Source organism: Microvirga sp. GN3 (genome assembly GCF_055792825.1).
The window spans coordinates 45,367-63,304 of sequence record NZ_JBVVAK010000003.1 but is presented as its reverse complement, the minus strand read 5'-3'; the positions used below and the strand labels follow the sequence as shown (position 1 = coordinate 63,304).

General features: G+C 57.7%; 16 protein-coding genes. 14 read left to right on the top strand and 2 right to left on the bottom strand.

Going from position 1 to position 17,938, the window contains the following annotated elements:
- The first annotated feature begins 123 nt into the window (after positions 1–123).
- A complete protein-coding gene (locus ACS5Q1_RS02455) occupies positions 124–366 on the top strand; it encodes a hypothetical protein (RefSeq protein WP_473096704.1) in 243 nt (80 codons plus the stop codon).
- A 70-nt stretch (positions 367–436) separates the two neighbouring features.
- Here the strand turns inward: ACS5Q1_RS02455 and ACS5Q1_RS02450 are convergent, their stop codons facing one another.
- Entirely contained in the window at positions 437–1,348 is a 912-nt protein-coding gene (locus ACS5Q1_RS02450) for a helix-turn-helix domain-containing protein (protein ID WP_473096703.1), read from the bottom strand.
- Positions 1,349–2,079: 731 nt separating this feature from the next.
- Here ACS5Q1_RS02450 and repC point away from each other — a divergent pair.
- Positions 2,080–3,381, top strand: a complete 1,302-nt coding sequence (gene repC / locus ACS5Q1_RS02445) for a plasmid replication protein RepC (RefSeq protein WP_473096702.1) — start codon at positions 2,080–2,082, stop codon at positions 3,379–3,381.
- Between the two features lie 854 nt (positions 3,382–4,235).
- Here the strand turns inward: repC and ACS5Q1_RS02440 are convergent.
- Positions 4,236–4,505 (bottom strand): hypothetical protein, encoded by a 270-nt coding sequence (locus ACS5Q1_RS02440; protein WP_473096701.1) that lies wholly within the window; start codon positions 4,503–4,505, stop codon positions 4,236–4,238.
- On the opposite strand from ACS5Q1_RS02440, the gene ACS5Q1_RS02435 reads away from it, so the two are divergent.
- The 12 genes from ACS5Q1_RS02435 to ACS5Q1_RS02380 all read left to right on the top strand — a co-directional run bounded on the left by ACS5Q1_RS02435 (position 4,497) and on the right by ACS5Q1_RS02380 (position 17,874).
- Positions 4,497–5,252, top strand: a complete 756-nt coding sequence (locus ACS5Q1_RS02435; RefSeq protein ID WP_473096700.1) for a tetratricopeptide repeat protein — start codon at positions 4,497–4,499, stop codon at positions 5,250–5,252. The genes ACS5Q1_RS02440 and ACS5Q1_RS02435 overlap by 9 nt on opposite strands.
- A 4-nt stretch (positions 5,253–5,256) precedes the next feature.
- A complete protein-coding gene (locus ACS5Q1_RS02430) occupies positions 5,257–6,609 on the top strand; it encodes a DUF192 domain-containing protein (RefSeq protein ID WP_473096699.1) in 1,353 nt (450 codons plus the stop codon).
- Positions 6,610–6,728: 119 nt separating this feature from the next.
- Positions 6,729–8,612, top strand: a complete 1,884-nt coding sequence (locus ACS5Q1_RS02425) for an AAA family ATPase (RefSeq protein ID WP_473096698.1) — start codon at positions 6,729–6,731, stop codon at positions 8,610–8,612.
- A 400-nt stretch (positions 8,613–9,012) separates the two neighbouring features.
- Positions 9,013–9,972 carry a GcrA family cell cycle regulator gene (locus tag ACS5Q1_RS02420; RefSeq protein WP_473096697.1) on the top strand — a complete coding sequence of 320 codons (960 nt, stop codon included), beginning with the start codon at positions 9,013–9,015 and terminating at the stop codon, positions 9,970–9,972.
- A 95-nt stretch (positions 9,973–10,067) separates the two neighbouring features.
- The gene (ssb, locus tag ACS5Q1_RS02415; RefSeq protein WP_473096696.1) at positions 10,068–10,481 is read left to right on the top strand and encodes a single-stranded DNA-binding protein; all 414 of its coding nucleotides are present in this window, start codon (positions 10,068–10,070) and stop codon (positions 10,479–10,481) included.
- Between the two features lie 100 nt (positions 10,482–10,581).
- A complete protein-coding gene (locus ACS5Q1_RS02410) occupies positions 10,582–11,901 on the top strand; it encodes a DNA methyltransferase (RefSeq protein ID WP_473096695.1) in 1,320 nt (439 codons plus the stop codon).
- A gap of 43 nt (positions 11,902–11,944) precedes the next feature.
- Positions 11,945–13,216 (top strand): hypothetical protein, encoded by a 1,272-nt coding sequence (locus ACS5Q1_RS02405; protein WP_473096694.1) that lies wholly within the window; start codon positions 11,945–11,947, stop codon positions 13,214–13,216.
- Between the two features lie 27 nt (positions 13,217–13,243).
- Entirely contained in the window at positions 13,244–14,932 is a 1,689-nt protein-coding gene (locus ACS5Q1_RS02400; protein ID WP_473096693.1) for a DNA methyltransferase, read from the top strand.
- A gap of 318 nt (positions 14,933–15,250) precedes the next feature.
- Positions 15,251–15,586, top strand: coding sequence for a hypothetical protein (locus ACS5Q1_RS02395; RefSeq protein WP_473096692.1), 336 nt, complete (start codon positions 15,251–15,253; stop codon positions 15,584–15,586).
- Between the two features lie 87 nt (positions 15,587–15,673).
- On the top strand, positions 15,674–16,060 hold the full coding sequence (locus ACS5Q1_RS02390) for a hypothetical protein (protein ID WP_473096691.1): 387 nt from the start codon (positions 15,674–15,676) through the stop codon (positions 16,058–16,060).
- Positions 16,061–16,722: 662 nt separating this feature from the next.
- A complete protein-coding gene (locus tag ACS5Q1_RS02385; protein WP_473096690.1) occupies positions 16,723–17,034 on the top strand; it encodes a hypothetical protein in 312 nt (103 codons plus the stop codon).
- 264 nt (positions 17,035–17,298) lie between these two features.
- Entirely contained in the window at positions 17,299–17,874 is a 576-nt protein-coding gene (locus tag ACS5Q1_RS02380; RefSeq protein WP_473096689.1) for a hypothetical protein, read from the top strand.
- Positions 17,875–17,938: the final 64 nt, after the last annotated feature.

Here is a 17,938-nt window from a genome sequence, read left to right as displayed (position 1 = left end):
CCCAAAAAAGCGGCAGCTAAAGCGGCCGTGCCAAAAATAATAATAAGAACCAGCACGGACTAGACGCTAGCCTAGACATCCCCGCGCTGGATCCAATAAAAAGAATAAGAAACGGATCCTGCCATGACTTTCAAGGAAGCTCTCCGGGTCGAGCTTAAGGCCCTGGCCCCCACTGTCGCTTTCATCGTGATCGCCCATGCGATGATCATGTGGGTGTATAACGAGGGCGTCTTCGGCGCTCTTGGCGTCCTGCTGGTGCTGGGCGCTATCAAGATGGCGCTTGTCCTCGGCTGGACGGTCGTGAAGATCGGAACGTTCCTCGCTGCCGTGGCCGCGATCGCCTACGTCTTCACCATGGTCTTCTAACTGAGAGAGCCGGAATTCCGGTCCATCCTCCGCCGATACAAGAAAGCCCGCTCACCGAGCGGGCTTTTTTTTATTTCTTCCGATTGTAGGGGCGTTTCGCTGCCCCCGCTGCTTTGGAAGGGCTCGCCTTCTTTACGCTGTCATGGCCCCGGGAGTTCAACGCGGCCTCACGGGTTGTCCGTCCTGCGCCTTCGACAGCGGGCCGTCGGCCACGGCGCTTGGGAGCCTCAGGAGCGTTCCGGTCGAACAGGTCCCCGTCCGGATCCGTATGTCGTCCGCTTGAAACCGTCGCCCCAGAGCTGGACCGGGCAGCGGCACCGCGACCACCCTTCCCTGTCTTGGGGCCGCTCTCCTTAGAGGCAGCTTTTCCTTGGCGCGTCCCCTTGGCCCCGCGGCCCGACACGCCTGTCGCAGCTGCAGCGGATGGGGACTGACCCTTTATCGCGCTCGCAAGGCCCTGAACCTGATCGGCAATCTTGTCGACCTTCGAACTCAGGTTGCTTTGATCTTGTGTCAGGCGTTCCTGAACATCGACGAGCCGCTGGAAGATGCCCTCCATCCCCGGAGGAACGGCCGGCAGTTCTGCGGCCTTCGTATCCTTCTTGGGCTTGCGCGAAGGAGCCTCACGGACGGGGCGAGCCGCCGGAGTCTCGAAATCCTCGCTGCTGATGTGCCAGGCCTCCTTCTGGAGCTCCTTAAGGAAGTCGTCGCCAGCCACGTTGCCTCGGACAACAATCCGGGTTCCGGTCAGCCGCTGGAAAGGTACTCCCAGACCCTCAGCGATCTTCTCAAGGACCAGCACGGTCACATTTGACGTCATCCGAAGCAGACTATCCAGATGGCGGTCGCTGATGCCGATCTGCTTCGACATCTCTGTCGTGCCCCAGCCCATCATTCGCTTAATGGTCTTAAGGTTCGCACTCACATTCTGGAGCGTGTTGCTCTCAGAAAAATCATCTTCCGAAAACGCCCTACGGCTCATCCGTTCCCCCAAATACCATACTCAGACCCTGAAGCGTCTCCGGTGCAGGTAGGGTTTAGCGACCCGGCCCCGAGACGATCTCCAAAGCGATCTAAAGTTGCGCTCCCCCTGGCTAATCCAGGTGCTCGCAGGCTCGACGCTTTCCCGTTCCTCATTGTTCCCATTTCGGAAAACCGAATTTTGATTTGAGAACGGTTTTACGAAGCACAAGAATTCGGAAATGGCAAGCTGCCAAGCTGTCAACTATCCGGAATCGCAACCGGAATTCTGATCGGGATAAATTGACGGGTGTGCAAATCGGTGTGGGGCTTTTTAACTCTATTTCTGGCAATCCGCGTTTTAATTCGTTTGCCCTTGACTCAACCCACCTTGCCGGTGTGAATCCACTTGGCCCATCAGATTCGGAATTTAGGCGTTGGCCCGCCTAGAGCAAGAGTCCTGGACCAGTATTCACATCTAAAAGTCGGCCCGAAATGCTTGGCGGCATTTTCTCGGATCGATCCAACACACAAGGACATGAACGGCTTGAAGAAGGCCTAAGAATCAAAAACCCCGCCGTTGGCGCGGCAGGGGTTTTGAAGAGGCCGGTATCGGAAGGACTGAACCCAACGGGACCGGACTAAGAACGTGATTGGCGTCAATGTTCTTAGACCCCCCCGACAACCCTGTCAACTGGAAACGTCGTTTCGGCGATCGGTCTCGCTTGTCCAAAAACAATCGGGGTCAAGACCATGAATCCGCAAGGATTGCGGCCGATGTCGGCTGCCCACGCCCGTGTTGAGCGGGCTGTGAAAGAGAAGCTCGTTAACGAAAAGCCAACGACCAAGTCGGCGGTACTCTACGCCCTCAAGAAGGCAGCGCCTGCCCTTAAACTCCGCCCGACGACCTGGCGGCTCCTCAGTGTCCTTTGTGATCTCTCACACCCGATTGACTGGGAAGATCGCAAGATCGGCCCGGTGGTGTGGCCATCCAATGCCGCACTGGCTGATCGCGTCGGTGTCGACGTCCGCAGCATTCAGGTTCATCTCCGGCGGCTGGTCCAACTGGGCTTGATCACCCATAGCGACAGTGCGACCCGTAAACGCTTCGGTACACGCGTCAACAATCGCATCGTCCAGGCCTGCGGCATCAATCTCTCTCCCCTGATGATCCGCCGCGAGCAGTTCCTTGAACTCGCCGGGATTCACCAGGCTGAGATCGCCGAGCGCAAGAAGATCTCTCAACTCATTTCCGAAACCAGGATCAAGGTCATCCGCCTGATCGCCGGCGGCCAGGACAGCCGTATCGCCGGTCCCTGGGCCGAGCTCTCTGCCACCTTTGCTCGTCTTGGCGAACAGTACGGGATGGCATTGTCCCGGCCGACCCGGACGGTGAAGACCTCGCTGGCTGACCTGCATACCCTCCTGTCATCGCTCATCACGATCGAAGTGTCGGCGCAATCAGCTTGGAACCACCATCTCGATACAGCTGAAATGGTCGAAGATTCATCATCCGAAGGCGACAAAGGATTCACCCAGAATCCTAAGCTGATTCATAAAAAAGATTATTCCTTGAATCAGAAGGCTACCGGAGATGTGACTGGCACAAGCGCCGCCCCGTCCTCCCGTGGATCCGTGTTTCAGCAGGACCGAATTAAAGAGACATCATTGGACCTCGATCAGGTTCAACGCGCCATCCCTGCCCTATCCCAGTATTATCCCGACGCTTTCTCGTCGGTTCAAAAGCTCGCGCTAAGCGTCCACCAGCTCAGAGGGCTTCTAGGGATTTCCGGCAAGTTATGGGATGAGGCTCAGCGCTCCCTTGGCGCTCTCGAGGCTTCCTTGAGCCTCCTGGTCATTCTGCAGGGTCACGAAGATGGCCGGATTTCAAACCCGGGCGGCTATCTCCACAGCATCGTAGCCAAGAAGAGCCCCCACAACGTGAACATGGGTGACGTCATCGCAAAGATGGCCGCAGCCCGGACGGCCAATTCAGGATCGTTCGTCGTATCGCCGTGGTTCGGAAAAAAAGAGGCGGAACGACATGCCGGATGAAGATCAACAGCTGTCAGTTCCGCCCAGTCAGACGGGCGTAGACCCGTTTCGACAATGTTGGCTCACCAGGAAGAGGCGACATTGTCGGGTTCCCCATGAACATGCCACCGCGAACTAAAGAACGCAACATCGAGCAAGTGCAGAACTATGTCCGGCAAGCGGAACAAAGCCGGGTTTGCCGTGACAAGTCAAAGCGATAACTTCTACCGCGGAAAGTTAAGGCTCACGTTATACTTTTTGCGACGGAACAATACCTAATCCCCTTTCGGGATCAGACTTAAATCAGTCAGAACAGGATCGAAGTTTATTCTCTCTGTACCAAGCCTTGGATTGGACGACATCTCGTTCAACTTGGTGTCTGGCTTCGTCAGGGATCTCTTTCGAGAGTTTAAAGCTTCTGGGAATCTAGTTGCGCAAACGGCCGAAATAAAATGCGCTTCATTTGGGGTTGAATGCGAAAGTTCTGAGTTGGTCTAAACCAAGCGACAACGTTTAGATTTCATGATGTAGATGCTCGCCCCTACCCATCCTTCGAGTGCTAGCAATAGTCCTCATCGGCAATTGCGTCGGGAATACCTGACAAAATTTTTTCGTCTGAGAAGTAACATTCGGTCTGAAACTGGCAACTCAGACCGCAGTTTGCCCGTCCGACAACTAAAACACGAATAGGACATCCTCGAATCATGCTCACATATCTTGTCGCTTTGCATAACGCAGCGGGCACTATTCCGCTGTTTGCTTCACTCGACGGGGCCACAGCGCAGCGAACTGCAGTCGGTTTGAGCCAGGACCACCCTGAGGCCCTTATCACCACAACCCCAGTCGACTTCCCTCAAACATGCTTAATCGGCTCATCAGTCTTGGTGCTCCAGTCGCCGCTCGCTTTGGCTCAAACCGATGGACTTGTTGAGATTTTGGCGGCGGACCAGGAGCCGGACGCTGGCACTGAACATCGGCTGGACCTCCAGTTCTGGCCCGACCAGATGGCTTTGCCGCCAATCATGGCCGCGAATTAGCGTGCGGAACGCTTCGAAGCCCTTTCCCTTCGCGGCTGAAAAATGCGACAAGGGCCGAAATAGAAAAACACGAATCGTAGATTTAACCGGGACATTGATATGAGACACAGCCTCATCCTCCGTGCTGCGCTGATCAGCGCCGTAGGGCTTATGGCCTCCGCTTGCACCACGACCACGGGGAGCCTTGGACTTTCGGCCCAGCCCTCTCAAGGCCAGGTTCTCTCAGAGGCTGAGCGTCTGGGAGAGGCTTACCGTTCCCAGCCGGACAATCCGGAAGCTGCGCTCGCCTATGCCAAGGCTCTCAACTCCATGGATCGGAACGATGAGGCGGCGGCAGTTCTCCAGCAGACGGCCCTTCGATTCCCCAATGACAAGGGTGTTATCGCGGCCTACGGCAAGTCCCTGATCGCTGTCGGCAAAACCCAACTCGCCTCAAATGTCCTCGATCGCGCCCATACCCCGGACAACCCCGACTGGAGAGTTCTATCAGCTCAAGGGGTGATCGCGGATCAGTCCGGCGACCATAACCGCGCCCGTTCCCTCTATACGGCCGCTCTCAAGATCCAGCCTGATGACCCGATGGTCCTGACCAACATGGGCCTATCCTATGCGGTGACCGGCGATATGACCTCGGCAGAGCAGTATCTTCGTAAGGCCTCTGTTGCTCCCGGCGCCGACCAGAAGGTCCGCCAGAACCTCGCCGTCGTCCTGGTGATGACTGGCAAAGAAGCAGAGGCCAAGGATCTCCTGAAGTCAGATGTGGCTGCAGCCGAGATTGACGCGCACATTGCCTACCTAAAGAGCCTCGGTTCTCCAAATGCCCGTTCAGAGGGCAAGTCTGCAAAGCGGGCATAAGATCATGAACCTGACTCGCTTTTGGTCATCGAAGTCTGGTGCCACCTCGAAAGATGCCGCGCAGGCGCACCCGTCGACGCCAGCAGGATCCGATGTGGTCGACGATTCCTTCATTCTTTTGGTCGGAGGCCAGCTCCAGCCGACAACCCAAGATCCAGCTCCTGAACCGGATCTGGACGATATCCATGCAAACGATTTCGTGGTTCTGGCCGGAGGCTTCACTGGCAAGCCGTTGGGAGAGGTTGAAGCTCCTCCATCTGATGACAATGCCACTGACGTGGTGGAGTCCTTGACCAATGCCGACCCGGCCGAGGGTGAGGCATCTGCCGAAGTTGGTGCCGCTGGATCCGTCAATCCAGATAACCCTGTGATCGACGTCCACGATCCTTATCTCGAGACCTTTGGCCCTCTCCCCGACCAGGTTTCCGCCGAAGCCGCTCCCACCCTTGGTTCCGTCGCAGGGAATACCCTTCCGGGCCCATACCATGCTCCTGATGTCCGCAAGACGCGTCATTGGCCGTGGAGCCGCACCGCTGTCTCCGAGGTCAATGTCTCCTACGACCATGATTGGGGGACCGGAATCTCGGTGAACGAAGAGGAAGCGCTGCGGCAGCGCCTGATGAACAAGAACCAGCCGCCAAAGAAGCGCCGTGGCTCCCTTGTCTTGATCGGAACCATGGCGACGGCCGCGGTGCTCGTTCTGACCGCTGGAAGCCCGACAAAGGTCCTCGAGGCTGTTCCCAGCGCCAAGAAGATCATGACGCGGGTTCAGAACGACCTGATCTCGCGGGTCTCGCTGACATCCGGATCGCCTGCCGAGCCGACTCGCGATAGCTCGATGTGTGCGCAGCAACCGTCTATGGATGGATGCTTCACGAATAACGTCATTCGGGCTGCCGCCTTCGTCTGCCCCAACGCCATGCATCCCATCGCAGTCGAGTTCGCAAGTTCCCCGGTCCGGGCCGCCGTTGGCCTCTCCCATCGTACCACCATGGCCCCGTCCACGGGGTTTGCAACGATCCTGAGTGCAGAGACGACATTCGACTTCATGACGCGCGATCTGAACTTCGCCGTCGATCTCATATCTTTCCGACGCAACGGGAACATTGCCGGCATGCTGAAGAGCGTTCAGCCTCGCCAGCAGCTTCCCGTCCAGGTGGCGAAAGCTGACGGTATCGTCGCTCTGCGGGGTAATGAAATCGAACGTCTCGGCCTCACCCCCGACTGCCGGATTGCGATATTCGAGAACGGGATCCCGCCAGAATACTTTGCTCAGGACGCGAAGGTGAACAACTCGCCTGCTCGCATTCCAGTGAAGCCCCAGACCCAGGCTCAGGCGGATTTAGGTCGACGCTGACCTAATCCGCAGCCTACCCTTTCCAATCCCCAGAAGAAGCCCGCCACAGGCCAAGGGTCACAATGAATTTTGCTCTCTATCTCCTTGCAATGTTATCGCGTGTAATGCCGAAACAGGCGGTGAATAAAAAGAAAGCCACCGCCCTTCACCGAGAATGGACCAGCCGAGCTCAATCCGATCACCTCTTTGCCGCCGATCTGAAAGCGATCGAGCGGCTTTCTCTTATTGTCAGCGACGGAAAACCGTCTCTCCAGTGGCCCATCCTCACCGTCCTGATGGATCGCCGGTATCCGGCGTTCGCCGAGGTGCTATCGGCCTTCACCACGGAAGACCGCAAGGCTCCGCTGTTCCGGCCTACTCCTGCGGACGGAGCCAATGGACAGGGTATCCTTGTCTCGTCCCTGGCCTTCCTTCAGAATTCCATTGATGCGGCCAACTGGGCTACCGACGCAGATGTCTTGGCGGGCGAGCTTGCCTCTTTGCCCTGTACCCTCCTGAAGATCCTCTCGATTGAGGAGGGAGTGATTAGCCTTCAGCACAATCTCCATTCTCTCTCGATTGCACTTGAGAACGCCGCCACGGCACAAGATCGCCCTGTTCCGGGCGCGCAAGACAAGCTGGCCGCTGCCCTCCTCCGGTACTATGCCCTTCGCCGCCTCGCCCCATCGTCCGTTCCTGGCTTTGTCTCGACATACCATCCTGGCGAAGATCTCGACTACGCCGCGGCCAGGATCGAACAAGTCCTGTCCGCCCATAGCGTGGTCCCGATCACGATTCATCGGCACTACCGGGAAACCCGCGACGTCATTATGGACATCGCTATTCTGGCAACCGTTTATGCAGATCTGCCGGCTGCGATCCTCGTCCCGACCTGTCCCGCGCTCTTCGAGGCCTCGCCTTCGAACGAGCCGATGATCGGCCCAGACGACCCTGAGGTCATCAAAGGCTACGATGTTGGGCCGAACCTCGCTCACATGATGCTCGGGTCGATCATTACACACGGTAAGACGCCAGTCATCGGTCCTGCCCGCTCTCAGATACCCCTGATTGCGACGATCGCAAACCGGCTCACCCTCGCCTATCAGCTGCCTCAACCCTCCTACGAGGAACGGCTCGCCGAAATCAAAGCTGTCGCCCGAACGCTGTCTGGTTTGCAAATGCCGGACACCGATGTTGCGGCGATCGCGCGGCTCGACCTCACCCCGGCTCAACGGCGCCAGGCGGTCTACTCGACCGTGATGACAGGGTCGGCGCAATCGGCTCTGGAGGTCATCGCCCGGTCCTCCGCCTCGGTGACGCCGGCGATCGCCGTCGCTGACCTCGACATGTCTCTGTACGTCTGCAAGCAGGATTTGCCCGATCTCATTCAGAAGATGATCGACGCGCCCCGCGGACGCATGTCCATTCTCATTGATGGCGTTGCCGGAACCGGGAAAAGTGCCTTCGGGCGCTACGTCGCCCAGCAGATGGGCTACCAATCTAAAGTCTTCCGCTACTCGGATCTCACAAGCCGCTGGCTCTCCGAATCCGAAAAAGCCGTCGACAAGATGTTTGCCGATGCCCGGAAACACAACTTCGCAATCATCATGGATGAAGTCGAAACGATGTTCTCCGACCGGGAGATGGCGACCCATGATTACCAGAAGACGCTGACAAACGCGTTCCTAACCCATCTCGACAGCCACGATCTTCCCGTCTTTTGCTCGACCAACCACAAGCGGGATATCGACCCGGCCATCCTTCGACGCTTCGTCTTCAAGCTGGAATTCGAGGCTCTGACGCCTGAATTGGCAGCCAAGGCCTTCACCCGGTTCTTCGACATGCCGGCTCCGCCCGCAGTCCTGGATCTTACAAACCTCACTCCAGGCGACTTCGACGTAGTTTTGCAGAAAGCTTCGGTCCTCCGAATTAAGGATGACGCGAGCTGGTTTGTCGCAGCCCTGCAGGATGAGCTTTCCCACAAGAAAGCCAAAAGCCTCCGGATGGGTTTCGTACATCATTGATAATGAAGCTATTTTAGGAAATGGCGGATGCGTGGAACACACTGCGCACCCGCCCGGATCACTTCGAATCATGCCGCTTAGTTGCCGCTTTCTAATTCGGGCGACAACTTACTAATTCGTTTCTGCCTTGACGGTTCGAAGCCTAGGCGGCATAATTCGGCCACATTGGAGCTACGGCAAGCCGCTAGATGATCCGGCGGTTTTGGCAAGCTGACCATTCTATGACGGAGTGGGAGTCAAAGGCTGAGCTTCACCTGTGAGACCAAAAAACAATAAGCTCACAGGCTTCACCAGGATCAGGCCTCGCCCCGCGCGCAGTTCATGATCATCGATGCACGACACAAACGCCCGTCCCGAGAGACGGAATGCGAAAGCGGACGTTTGCGTAAACAAGGTCGATATGATGAAAACGTTGCAATACACGGATCTTCACCGGACCGGCGGCTTCTCCGCGGTCATCGCCTCACAAACGTCAACTCCTCCTGCCAAGGCAACTAAGGTCAATGGCATTTGGAACGACGAAACGGTCGATAAGATCAAAGAGCTTGTCCAGCAGAAGCTCACAGCAGACGCGATTGCGCTTGCCATATCAACGCCGGAAGTTCCGGTCACCCGCTCCCAAATCCTCGGCATCTGCTGGCGTCGTGGCTGGCCGGTAGGCCAGAAGCGCCCTTCGCGCAAACATGTGCCCAAGGAACGCACCATCGGGAAGCGCATCCTCAAGCGGGGGCAATCCGACGTACAGGTCGTTCTCGCACTCCCGGATACCCGTGAACTCCGCACAGTCGAAGGTGAACGGATCATCCGCAAGCCGAGCGTTCGTAAATCGCAACCGGCAATCGTCCCTGACCTGCCTCTGTTCCAGGCGGCGGCAGTAGCGGACACCAATCTGAATACTTCGGGCGCCGAGTTCATCCGCCGCTACAAGAAGCGCGCCGAGAAGGCCAAGGTCGCTGTCGATACTTTGAAGGTCATCGAGCCTTCCGTTAAAAAGACAGTATCACCCCGCGCAGCTGTCACACAGATCACCGCCATTCCGGAACCCGCGGTAGTCACTCCGGTCCTCGAGCCTGCACCTGTGGTATCCGTAGCTCCTCCGGTTGCAGAGGCTAAGCCAGAGCGTGATCTGTCGAAGTGCCTGACGATCTTCGATCTGCGCGACCGGCATTGCCGCTTCCCCGTGAGCGGTACGGGGGTCTCGATGCTCTATTGCAGCGAACCGGCCATGAACGCCAAACCATACTGCGAGCATTGTGCTTCTCTCGCTTACGAGAAGCCCGAGAAGATTGCAGCCGCGAACAAGCCCGCCAAGCGCAAGATGTCCGCATTTTCAATGCGCAACGGGATCGTTTTCCGCTGAAGCCTCAAACCCAACGAAAGTTGGTCATCGTCTAACCTAATCCCCAAAAGTTCTTCACACCGACCTAGTGGTCGAAACCCAGGAAAGACCCCGCGATGAAGTCGATCAACCAAGCCCAGATCCTCGGCAATGTCGGCCGCGACCCGGAGATCCGCACTCTGGGCAGCGGCGAGCGTGTCGCCAACCTCCGCATTGCCACCAACGAGACTTGGAAGCAGAACGGCGAGACCAAGTCGAAGACCGAATGGCACAACGTCGTCATTTACAATCCGAACCTGATCGAGACAGTCGAGAAGTTCGTCAAGAAGGGCGACCCCATCCAGCTGATGGGCCTGAAGATCCAGTATCGCACCTTCACGGACAGCAAGGGCGTCGAGAAGCAGGTCACCGATCTAGTCCTCCAGCGCTTCGGAGGCGATTTGATACTTCTCGGCAACGGCAACGGCGCGGAGAGTGGCGGCAGCACGGACGGCTTCGGTGGGAACGAAGACGATCCGTGGAAGGACTAATAGTTCTGATTCCCCCTGAGAGAAGAGGTCAACTCAGCCGGACGTAATTCGTCCGGCTTTTTTCATGTCGGGATCTGGTTCAGCAAACTGAGTACCTAACATGAAATCTTCCGAAGCCACGGCGGCGCGAGCCCGCGCCCGACGCGTCGAAAAGGGCATCCAAACCGAGGAGTGCGCCCGCACCTTCACCGCACGGCCCTCGCTTCAGGGACTGTTGCAGCTGCCCTTGCTCGAAGAACTGGAAGCTCACGGTGGGCGCGCTAAGCCGAGCGATCTCTATGAGCGGCTTGCTGACCGGCTTGATGTTCCCGACGATCTTCGTTCCCAGAAGCGCACCTGCGGTGACGGCCAAACCTATTCGGTCTTTCCGCAGGCGGTTCGATGGGCTCGCCAGAATGCCGTGCTGGCTGGCCTGATCCACAAAGGCGAGCGTGGAATCTGGGAACTCGCCGATCCCGGCTACGCCAAGTTGAAAAAGGTTCGCCGCGGTGTCGCCGTCCTGATCTACTCGCTTGATGATGGAGTAGCGCTCTGGGCTCATGCCGAGGACGCGGCTCGGGCAATTGAGCCTGGCTCGCTGAATCTCATTTTCACCAGTCCCCCGTACCCGACCGTGTCTCGCGAGTATGGGCGCTTTTCAGTTCCCGAATGGCTCTCGTGGATGAGGCGGCTCATCGAAAATTGGAAGACCCTGGTGACCCCTGACGGGACGATCTGCCTGAATCTCATGGATACGTTTGTCAGCGGGACGCCCAATCTCTCGCCATATGTCGAGCGGCTTACCCTAAGCTGCATTGACGAACTGGGACTCCATCTTTCTGGCAGAAGTGTTTGGCACAGCCCCACAAAGATGGGCAACATCCAGTGGGCCTCTAAGACGCGCCTTCGTCCACGCAATACCCTCGAGCACCTTCTGTTCTTCAGCCCTAGCGCTAATCCAAACTGGGACACCCGTCGGCTGCCGCTCGAGCCCTATGCCGCATCGACAGTCGCCGCCTGGGAGCGAGCGCAGCGGAGACCGTCTAGCAAGCGGCCCTGCGGCTACAACATCAATGAGAAGGCTTTCGCTCCAACCGGTGATGGTCCACTGCCCGGCAATCTGATCGTCGCCGCTGGAGCTCCTGGCAACGATCAATTCAGTCGTCGGTGTCGAGAGGCAGGATTGCCTCCGCACCCGGCACGTTTCCCTGAGGCTCTCCCAAAACGGGTGATCCTGCTCACGACCGAACCCGGTCAGATTGTGTACGACCCCATGGCCGGATCAAACACAACGGGAAAGGTCGCCCTGGATCTCGGCCGGCGCTTCATCGCGTCCGAGCCCTCGCTGGCCTATCTCGGCGCCTCCGCTTTTCGGTTCGATCAGCGACCAGACTTCCGTCGCCACCCTTCGCCTGAGGGCCTGACAGCGCCGACCGCCTGACGCGGTCCCTTCCGTCAATTGCTTGTCTTTGGAAAGGCAGCCCATGTTTCCCAAGTTCCCGCTTAGCGGCGAGTTCGACCTGAACGACGTCGCCACCATTCTCGAGGCACTTGAGCGATATGCCAAGAGTCCGGAAGCCAAGATCCATGCATTCCGCCGCGACATCTTCCCAGCGGATTATGGAGGAGCCGGGGCCGCGGTGACACCGCTTCGCATTCCCCAGATCATGGAAATGGTTCGGATCGCAGCAGAATCGGCAACCAGAGTGGATCGGGAGATTGCGGCCCATCACTTCTCGGATGCGATTGAAAACAAGATCCAGCGTCAGCCCGATTCCATGAAAGCGCTGGCCGAACAATATCAGCTCGACGTCGACCATACCGGAGGCGGATGCCTTGCCTATGCCCGTCACTTTGAGGACGGCTGGTATTTCTGGCTCACCGCCGAGGACGGGGCATCTCTCCCGGACAACCCGGATGATCCGACCTGTCAGATCGGCGCGTATCACCCGACTGAGGAATGGTGGCTCAACTCCAGTGCCACGCCGCGCCAGGCCTTAAGCATCATCGGATCCTTTGTCGTCCTCGCCAAGGCCCGCTACGCCGCCGGGCAGGAGGCTACGATCGCGACTTTGCGCGACATCCTGGCAACCGCCCAATCCTCTGGGTACTTCGTTCCTGAGGAGGCCGAGGCTATCGCGGCGATCCTTACCGCACCGGAATCTCCCGGAACGGCCGAACAGCCCCAGTGGCAGCGGGAGTTCCCCCGGTTCCAGGCCGACTGGATTCCCGAGCTTCCACCGACTTTCGAGGATTACTCCTGGCACAACGACGCCTGCCCGAGATTCCACGACATCATGAGGGACCTGGTCCTTTGGGTCGACTTTCCCGACCCGCAGGAGCGCGAGATTACTGAACACCTCCGCTTCGGTGTTTGCCGGGAGCTCGACGACGGATCAATGGAGGACCTTTACGCAGCAGACGACTGGGCTTTGGTCCGGGAGTTCATCGATAACTACACTCCGCCCACCGGGACGGCGCCAAACTACAACACGCTCCTCACGCTGGCCGAGCAGGCGAAGTGCAAGACCGACGATGACTGGGGATCGGAGCGTCAGATCAATGCCGAGAACCGGTTCTTCAAGGCTGCGATGCAGCGCTTTCCCGACCACTTCGCCGACACGAACGACGATTGGCAGGAGGCGATCCATAAGGCGACATCCGATGAGATCATCGAAGAAGCCATGCGCCGGATCGTGAAAGAGGTCGTTCGCCAGAACCCGAACCTCGCTGCCCTGATCGAGAAGAAGGACTGAACCTTCTCAATACTCCATGGAGCCAAGATGCACCCTGTCTCGACCAACAAGCCGACCCAGGCCCAGCTCGTCTTCCCCTTGATTGAAGCACTACAGGAGATGGGCGGTCGAGGCAGGGCCAAGGATGTGGGAATGTCTCTTGCCAGCCGGTTTCGGCTCCCACGGACCCTCATTGAAGAAACGGTCACCACCGGAGACGGTCAGGTTGTGAACCTCTGGCAGCGACATGTCCGGTTTGCCCGTCAGAAGGCGGCCGCAATGGGCTACCTATCATCCGCTGGCACAGGAATCTGGCAGGTCACAGATGAAGGCGAGACCGGAATGCGGAGCGCTTCGGCTGCAATCCGCGTCATCGTGATGGTTGATCCAAAGACCAACGAGCCCCGCTCCGCGACAATCGACATCTCGGTTGGCCTCCCAACCGTGCACACGCTCCATAACTCCGACAGCCGGGATCTCTCCTGGATAGACGATGGGCAAATTCCGCTCATTGTAACGTCCTGCCCGTACGCCTCGCTACTCGCTTATGAAACCGCGCCAGGTCAGCTCGGGGAGATCGCCTCGTATCAGGAGTTTCTTCGGCAACTCGATCAGGTCTGGAGGGAGTGCTACCGCGTCCTGGAGCCAGGTGGTCGCCTGGCCTGCAACGTCGGCGATGTTCTTCGCTCGCGCAAGGCCCACGGCCGCCACCACGTCCTCCCCCTTCATGCCGACATCCTCGTCCGCTCACGCAACATTGGCTTCGACACCCTCACTGGGCTTATGTGGCAGAAGCGTACAAACGTGGCCTTCGAAGGCGGCCCAGGAGGAGTTCTCGGAAAACCTGGCCAGCCGAACAATGTCATACGGTCCGAACTCGAGCACATCCTGCTGATGAGAAAGCCGGGACCATACCGGAATCCCTCCGCGGCCCAGCAGGAAGCGTCCCACATCTCAAAGGACGAATACAATTCTTGGTATAAGCCAATCTGGGAAATCCCCGGAGCTAAGGCTCACAAGAATCATCCCGCTCCCTTCCCCGTCTCGATCCCCTACAGGCTGATCCGAATGTTCAGCTTCGCCGGCGACACGGTCCTTGACCCCTTCAGCGGCTCTGGCACGACTTCGCTCGCCGCCATGAAGGCAGGGCGCAACTCGGTGGGGTGGAGGTTGCGCCCTCATATTTTCGCAGCAGCGTCGAGCGTCTCACCAAAGAGGCCTCAGCCCTGGCTGCGTAATCCAGCCAAATCAGAGGACAGGACAACGATGGTCCCGCAAATCAACTTAGCCCATCTGATCGATCACGCCGGCGGCTACGGGCTGCGAGGCGACGATTACGACGCAGCTACAATCACCCTCGCCAACTGGCACCAAGTCGAAACGAACCGCAATGGCGTGATCCTCGACCATGAAGAAATTGTCCTGGCCGAAGTAGGCCAGTCTCGAGCGAAGGTCAAAGTTGCCCAGACCGGGCGCGGCCATTGGCTCACGGGCTATGACTATCGTAACAGCATCGGAGGTGCGGGGTGCGCCCCTGCCGTTTGGGACAGGATCGCCTTCAATCAGAAGGACGATGCGATCCTGTTCTACGCCGAAGCGGCGAAAACCTGGTTCCAGAACCAGATCACCTCTGGAAACAGCTGTCTCTCTTCGAGGGGCCGGGAGGAGGCTGCTAAGATGGTGGGTCTGTTGATGAGCCTGATCAAACCGGCTCCGACCCAACTAAGCCTATTCTAGGCGACAAGGACCCTCACATGAATTCTTCTGTCCCCCGTTCTAGCCGCATCGAGGTTCGCAACCCAATCCTGGCGCTTCCTGCTTTTAAGGCGGTGTATAGTCTCCCAGACGATACAAAACTCGCCCTTGCAAGCCTCCTGGACAGTCTTTCCAAAGACGCGGAAGCCAAAGCTCAGTCCTCTTGGCTCAAGAAGAAGGGCCCCATGGCGGCATATTGGAAAGCTTGCGCCGTCTACGCAAAGCACATCGCCCGCGCGATCAGAAAGTCCTGCCGCGCCGGAACGTCGAACAGCTCTACTCGCTCGCTTGAGGTTCACAATGAAAACCAAGACACTCCCGCCCGTGCAGCTTAATTTCCGCGATGAGGCCTACGGGTTACTCTGGCGTCCCCTCGCCTTTCGCTTCGGTTACATCGGTGAGTTTTCTGAAACCCGTCGCAACAAGCTTCAAGCGAAGGTCCGCAAGCACGGGTTCTCGTATAATCACCACCGGGAGGCGTGGGTGAAAGAGGATGTCGCGGACCCTGCTGCGGAAGCCCAGAGGCTTGTCACGGCTCTCGCAAATGCCGGATTCGTTGTAGAGACAAACCAATTCTTTGCTGGATTGACCACAACAAGACAGCCTTCCGCTCAGGATCTGGCGATCCCGGCCTAAAGGCTCAAACGAGCCGCGGCGCAGGCTGATTCATTGCATTTTAATTCGGTTTGGGTTATCCATAATTCGCCAATAGGAGCGCAGATTATGGATTTAGCTATGGTCACCAAACCAATCGATCTGGAGGCCGCACGCGCCCAGGCTGCTTTGCTCCAAAAAAGCCAACAGACTCTCCAAGATGCGCAAATCGCTCAGCGAGCCGCTCTCAATGCTGTTGCCTCTCGGACGCCTTTCGGACGCGATATGCTCCGGTACCTGGCAACCGGGAAAACGATTGAGCAAGCCTTCGGACTCGCTGCGACCCACTACGCGAAAATACACGCCCGCGAGGGTCTTGGCCGCGTATGCAACTCGATTTCTCAATTCGCTAAGGATTTTGGTCTCTCGTTCCCTAAGAACAAGATGCAGAACCTTGCGCGCAGCGTGAAAACAGTCGTCGACCGTGAGCGCGAGGCTGGGCGCCATCTCAATTAGCTTAGCGCCGTCACCTCACTCTGGAAATCGGTTAGTTCGGTGCCGGATCGTCTGGTCGCAGAGAGCGAAATGTCCAAACTGCTTCCACTTCTTGTCGCGCTTTCGATGGCAGCAGGATCCGGCTATCTGGTGTTCTTCCGCTCATAGACGGATAATCGGATGCTTCTCAAATGTTGCCTTTTAGGTCTTTCCATCGGTTTCATCCTCTGGAGTTTTAAGAAAGCATCCAGTCCTGCACCCGAACTGGTACCTGTCCGGGTCAAACGGGAGCGATAGATCGGCCATATCAGAAACGCTGGTGACAATTTCTTGCCCCCACCGATGTCCCGCGTAGGAAAGGCCGCTCTTCTGGGCGGCCTTTCTTTTTGCCGTCCGTGATCCCACCACTACCCATTGTCCCCGATCCGAATTAAAAGTGGGGACAACGATAGAGCTTTCGCGAATCCATGAAACATCTCCTGTTGCTTATCTACGCTGCACCTCTTGTCATTGTGTGGCTTTGCCTTCGTATCATGGGCATCGGCTCCATGCGCTTTCTCAAGATCCGCCTCCGCCCTAAAGCTCAAGAGCTGAAAGCCCCTACCCCGAAGCCAAGCAGCCGCCGCCGAACGCGATCCTCCGCGTCCTCCGGAGGCGGAGGTGGCACCATCTCAGGGAAGGCGGTGATAGGCCTCACTGGCTTGGCCGGCGCCTCGAAGCAGAAGGGCCAACTCGGCTCTGGTACACCAGCCGTACAGGACCGCTCGGCCGATATCATCCGGAAAGGATTGAGCAGCCAGATTGCCTCAGAGAAAGTCGAAGCCGAGCGGCTTCGGAGAGAGAAGGGCCGGCTTCAGGAAGAGACCCTCCGCACCCAGGAAAACACCCGCCTCCAGGCAGAAGCGCGCCTACGAGAAGAATTGGAGCGGGCCCAGGAGGAGCGGCGTCAAGAAGAGGAGCGTCTGGAAGAAGAGAGGCGACGAGCATACTCCTGACCGGGCATTCCAGACGCACCAAATAGCTCCCTCGTCTAGGACCGCCTCTAGGAATAAACCTACTTTAAACATTGCGCGATAAAGCTAGTCTGGCCGCAAAGTAGATAAAAGCGCCCACAATCCGCAAGCTTCTGGTCAGGCAGCATATGTTGTTGGCGCAAGCTGGCAAAAGGACAAAAAATGAAGGTTCATAGGGGCACCACCCAACAGAAAACGAGCGAGTCCAAGCCTCGGGCAAATCAGCTAGGAACAGGGCCTCGCTGGATGCCGATCATTGCAATCCTGTTGCTCGCTGTTGGCTGGATGGCCGCCGGCGAAGCTGGAATATTGATAGTTCTCGGCATTGGTCTGGTCGTGGGACTGACGACAAAAAAGAAGACCAAGGAGGCCCATGATCCCTTTTTGGACTATATGCATGGGCAAGGCAGGAAACTTGACTACTACACCAAGGCCCCAGGAGGGCGGATCGGCGTCGATATCGCTAACCAGACAATCATCGTGCAGACCAACATTTCCGGCACGCCAACAACGTTCGAGCTGACCGCTGGCGATATCCGGGATTGGAGTTGGCGGGTCGAAGGCTATTCGTGGACTTCGTTCTCCACGAACCCTATGACTGCCCAGATGAAGGCCGACTGGGAAGCAATCAAAGCAAAGGCGCAGGCAGCTGCTAACTCGGGAATGTTTATCAAGACGAACAATATCGACTTCCCAGAGCTTTTCCTGGGGTTCGGGATTGGTGAGCAATATACCATGCTGCTGAAGAAGTGGGACGAGGTTTTAACTCAGTTCTTCGAAGGCACGCTTCCTCCGCAAAACGTCACGAAGATCATTCAGTAGGGCAAAGAAAGTCAGCGCCAGAGGCTTTTAGCTCAGCGCCACCGGCATAGGAAAACACCCGCCT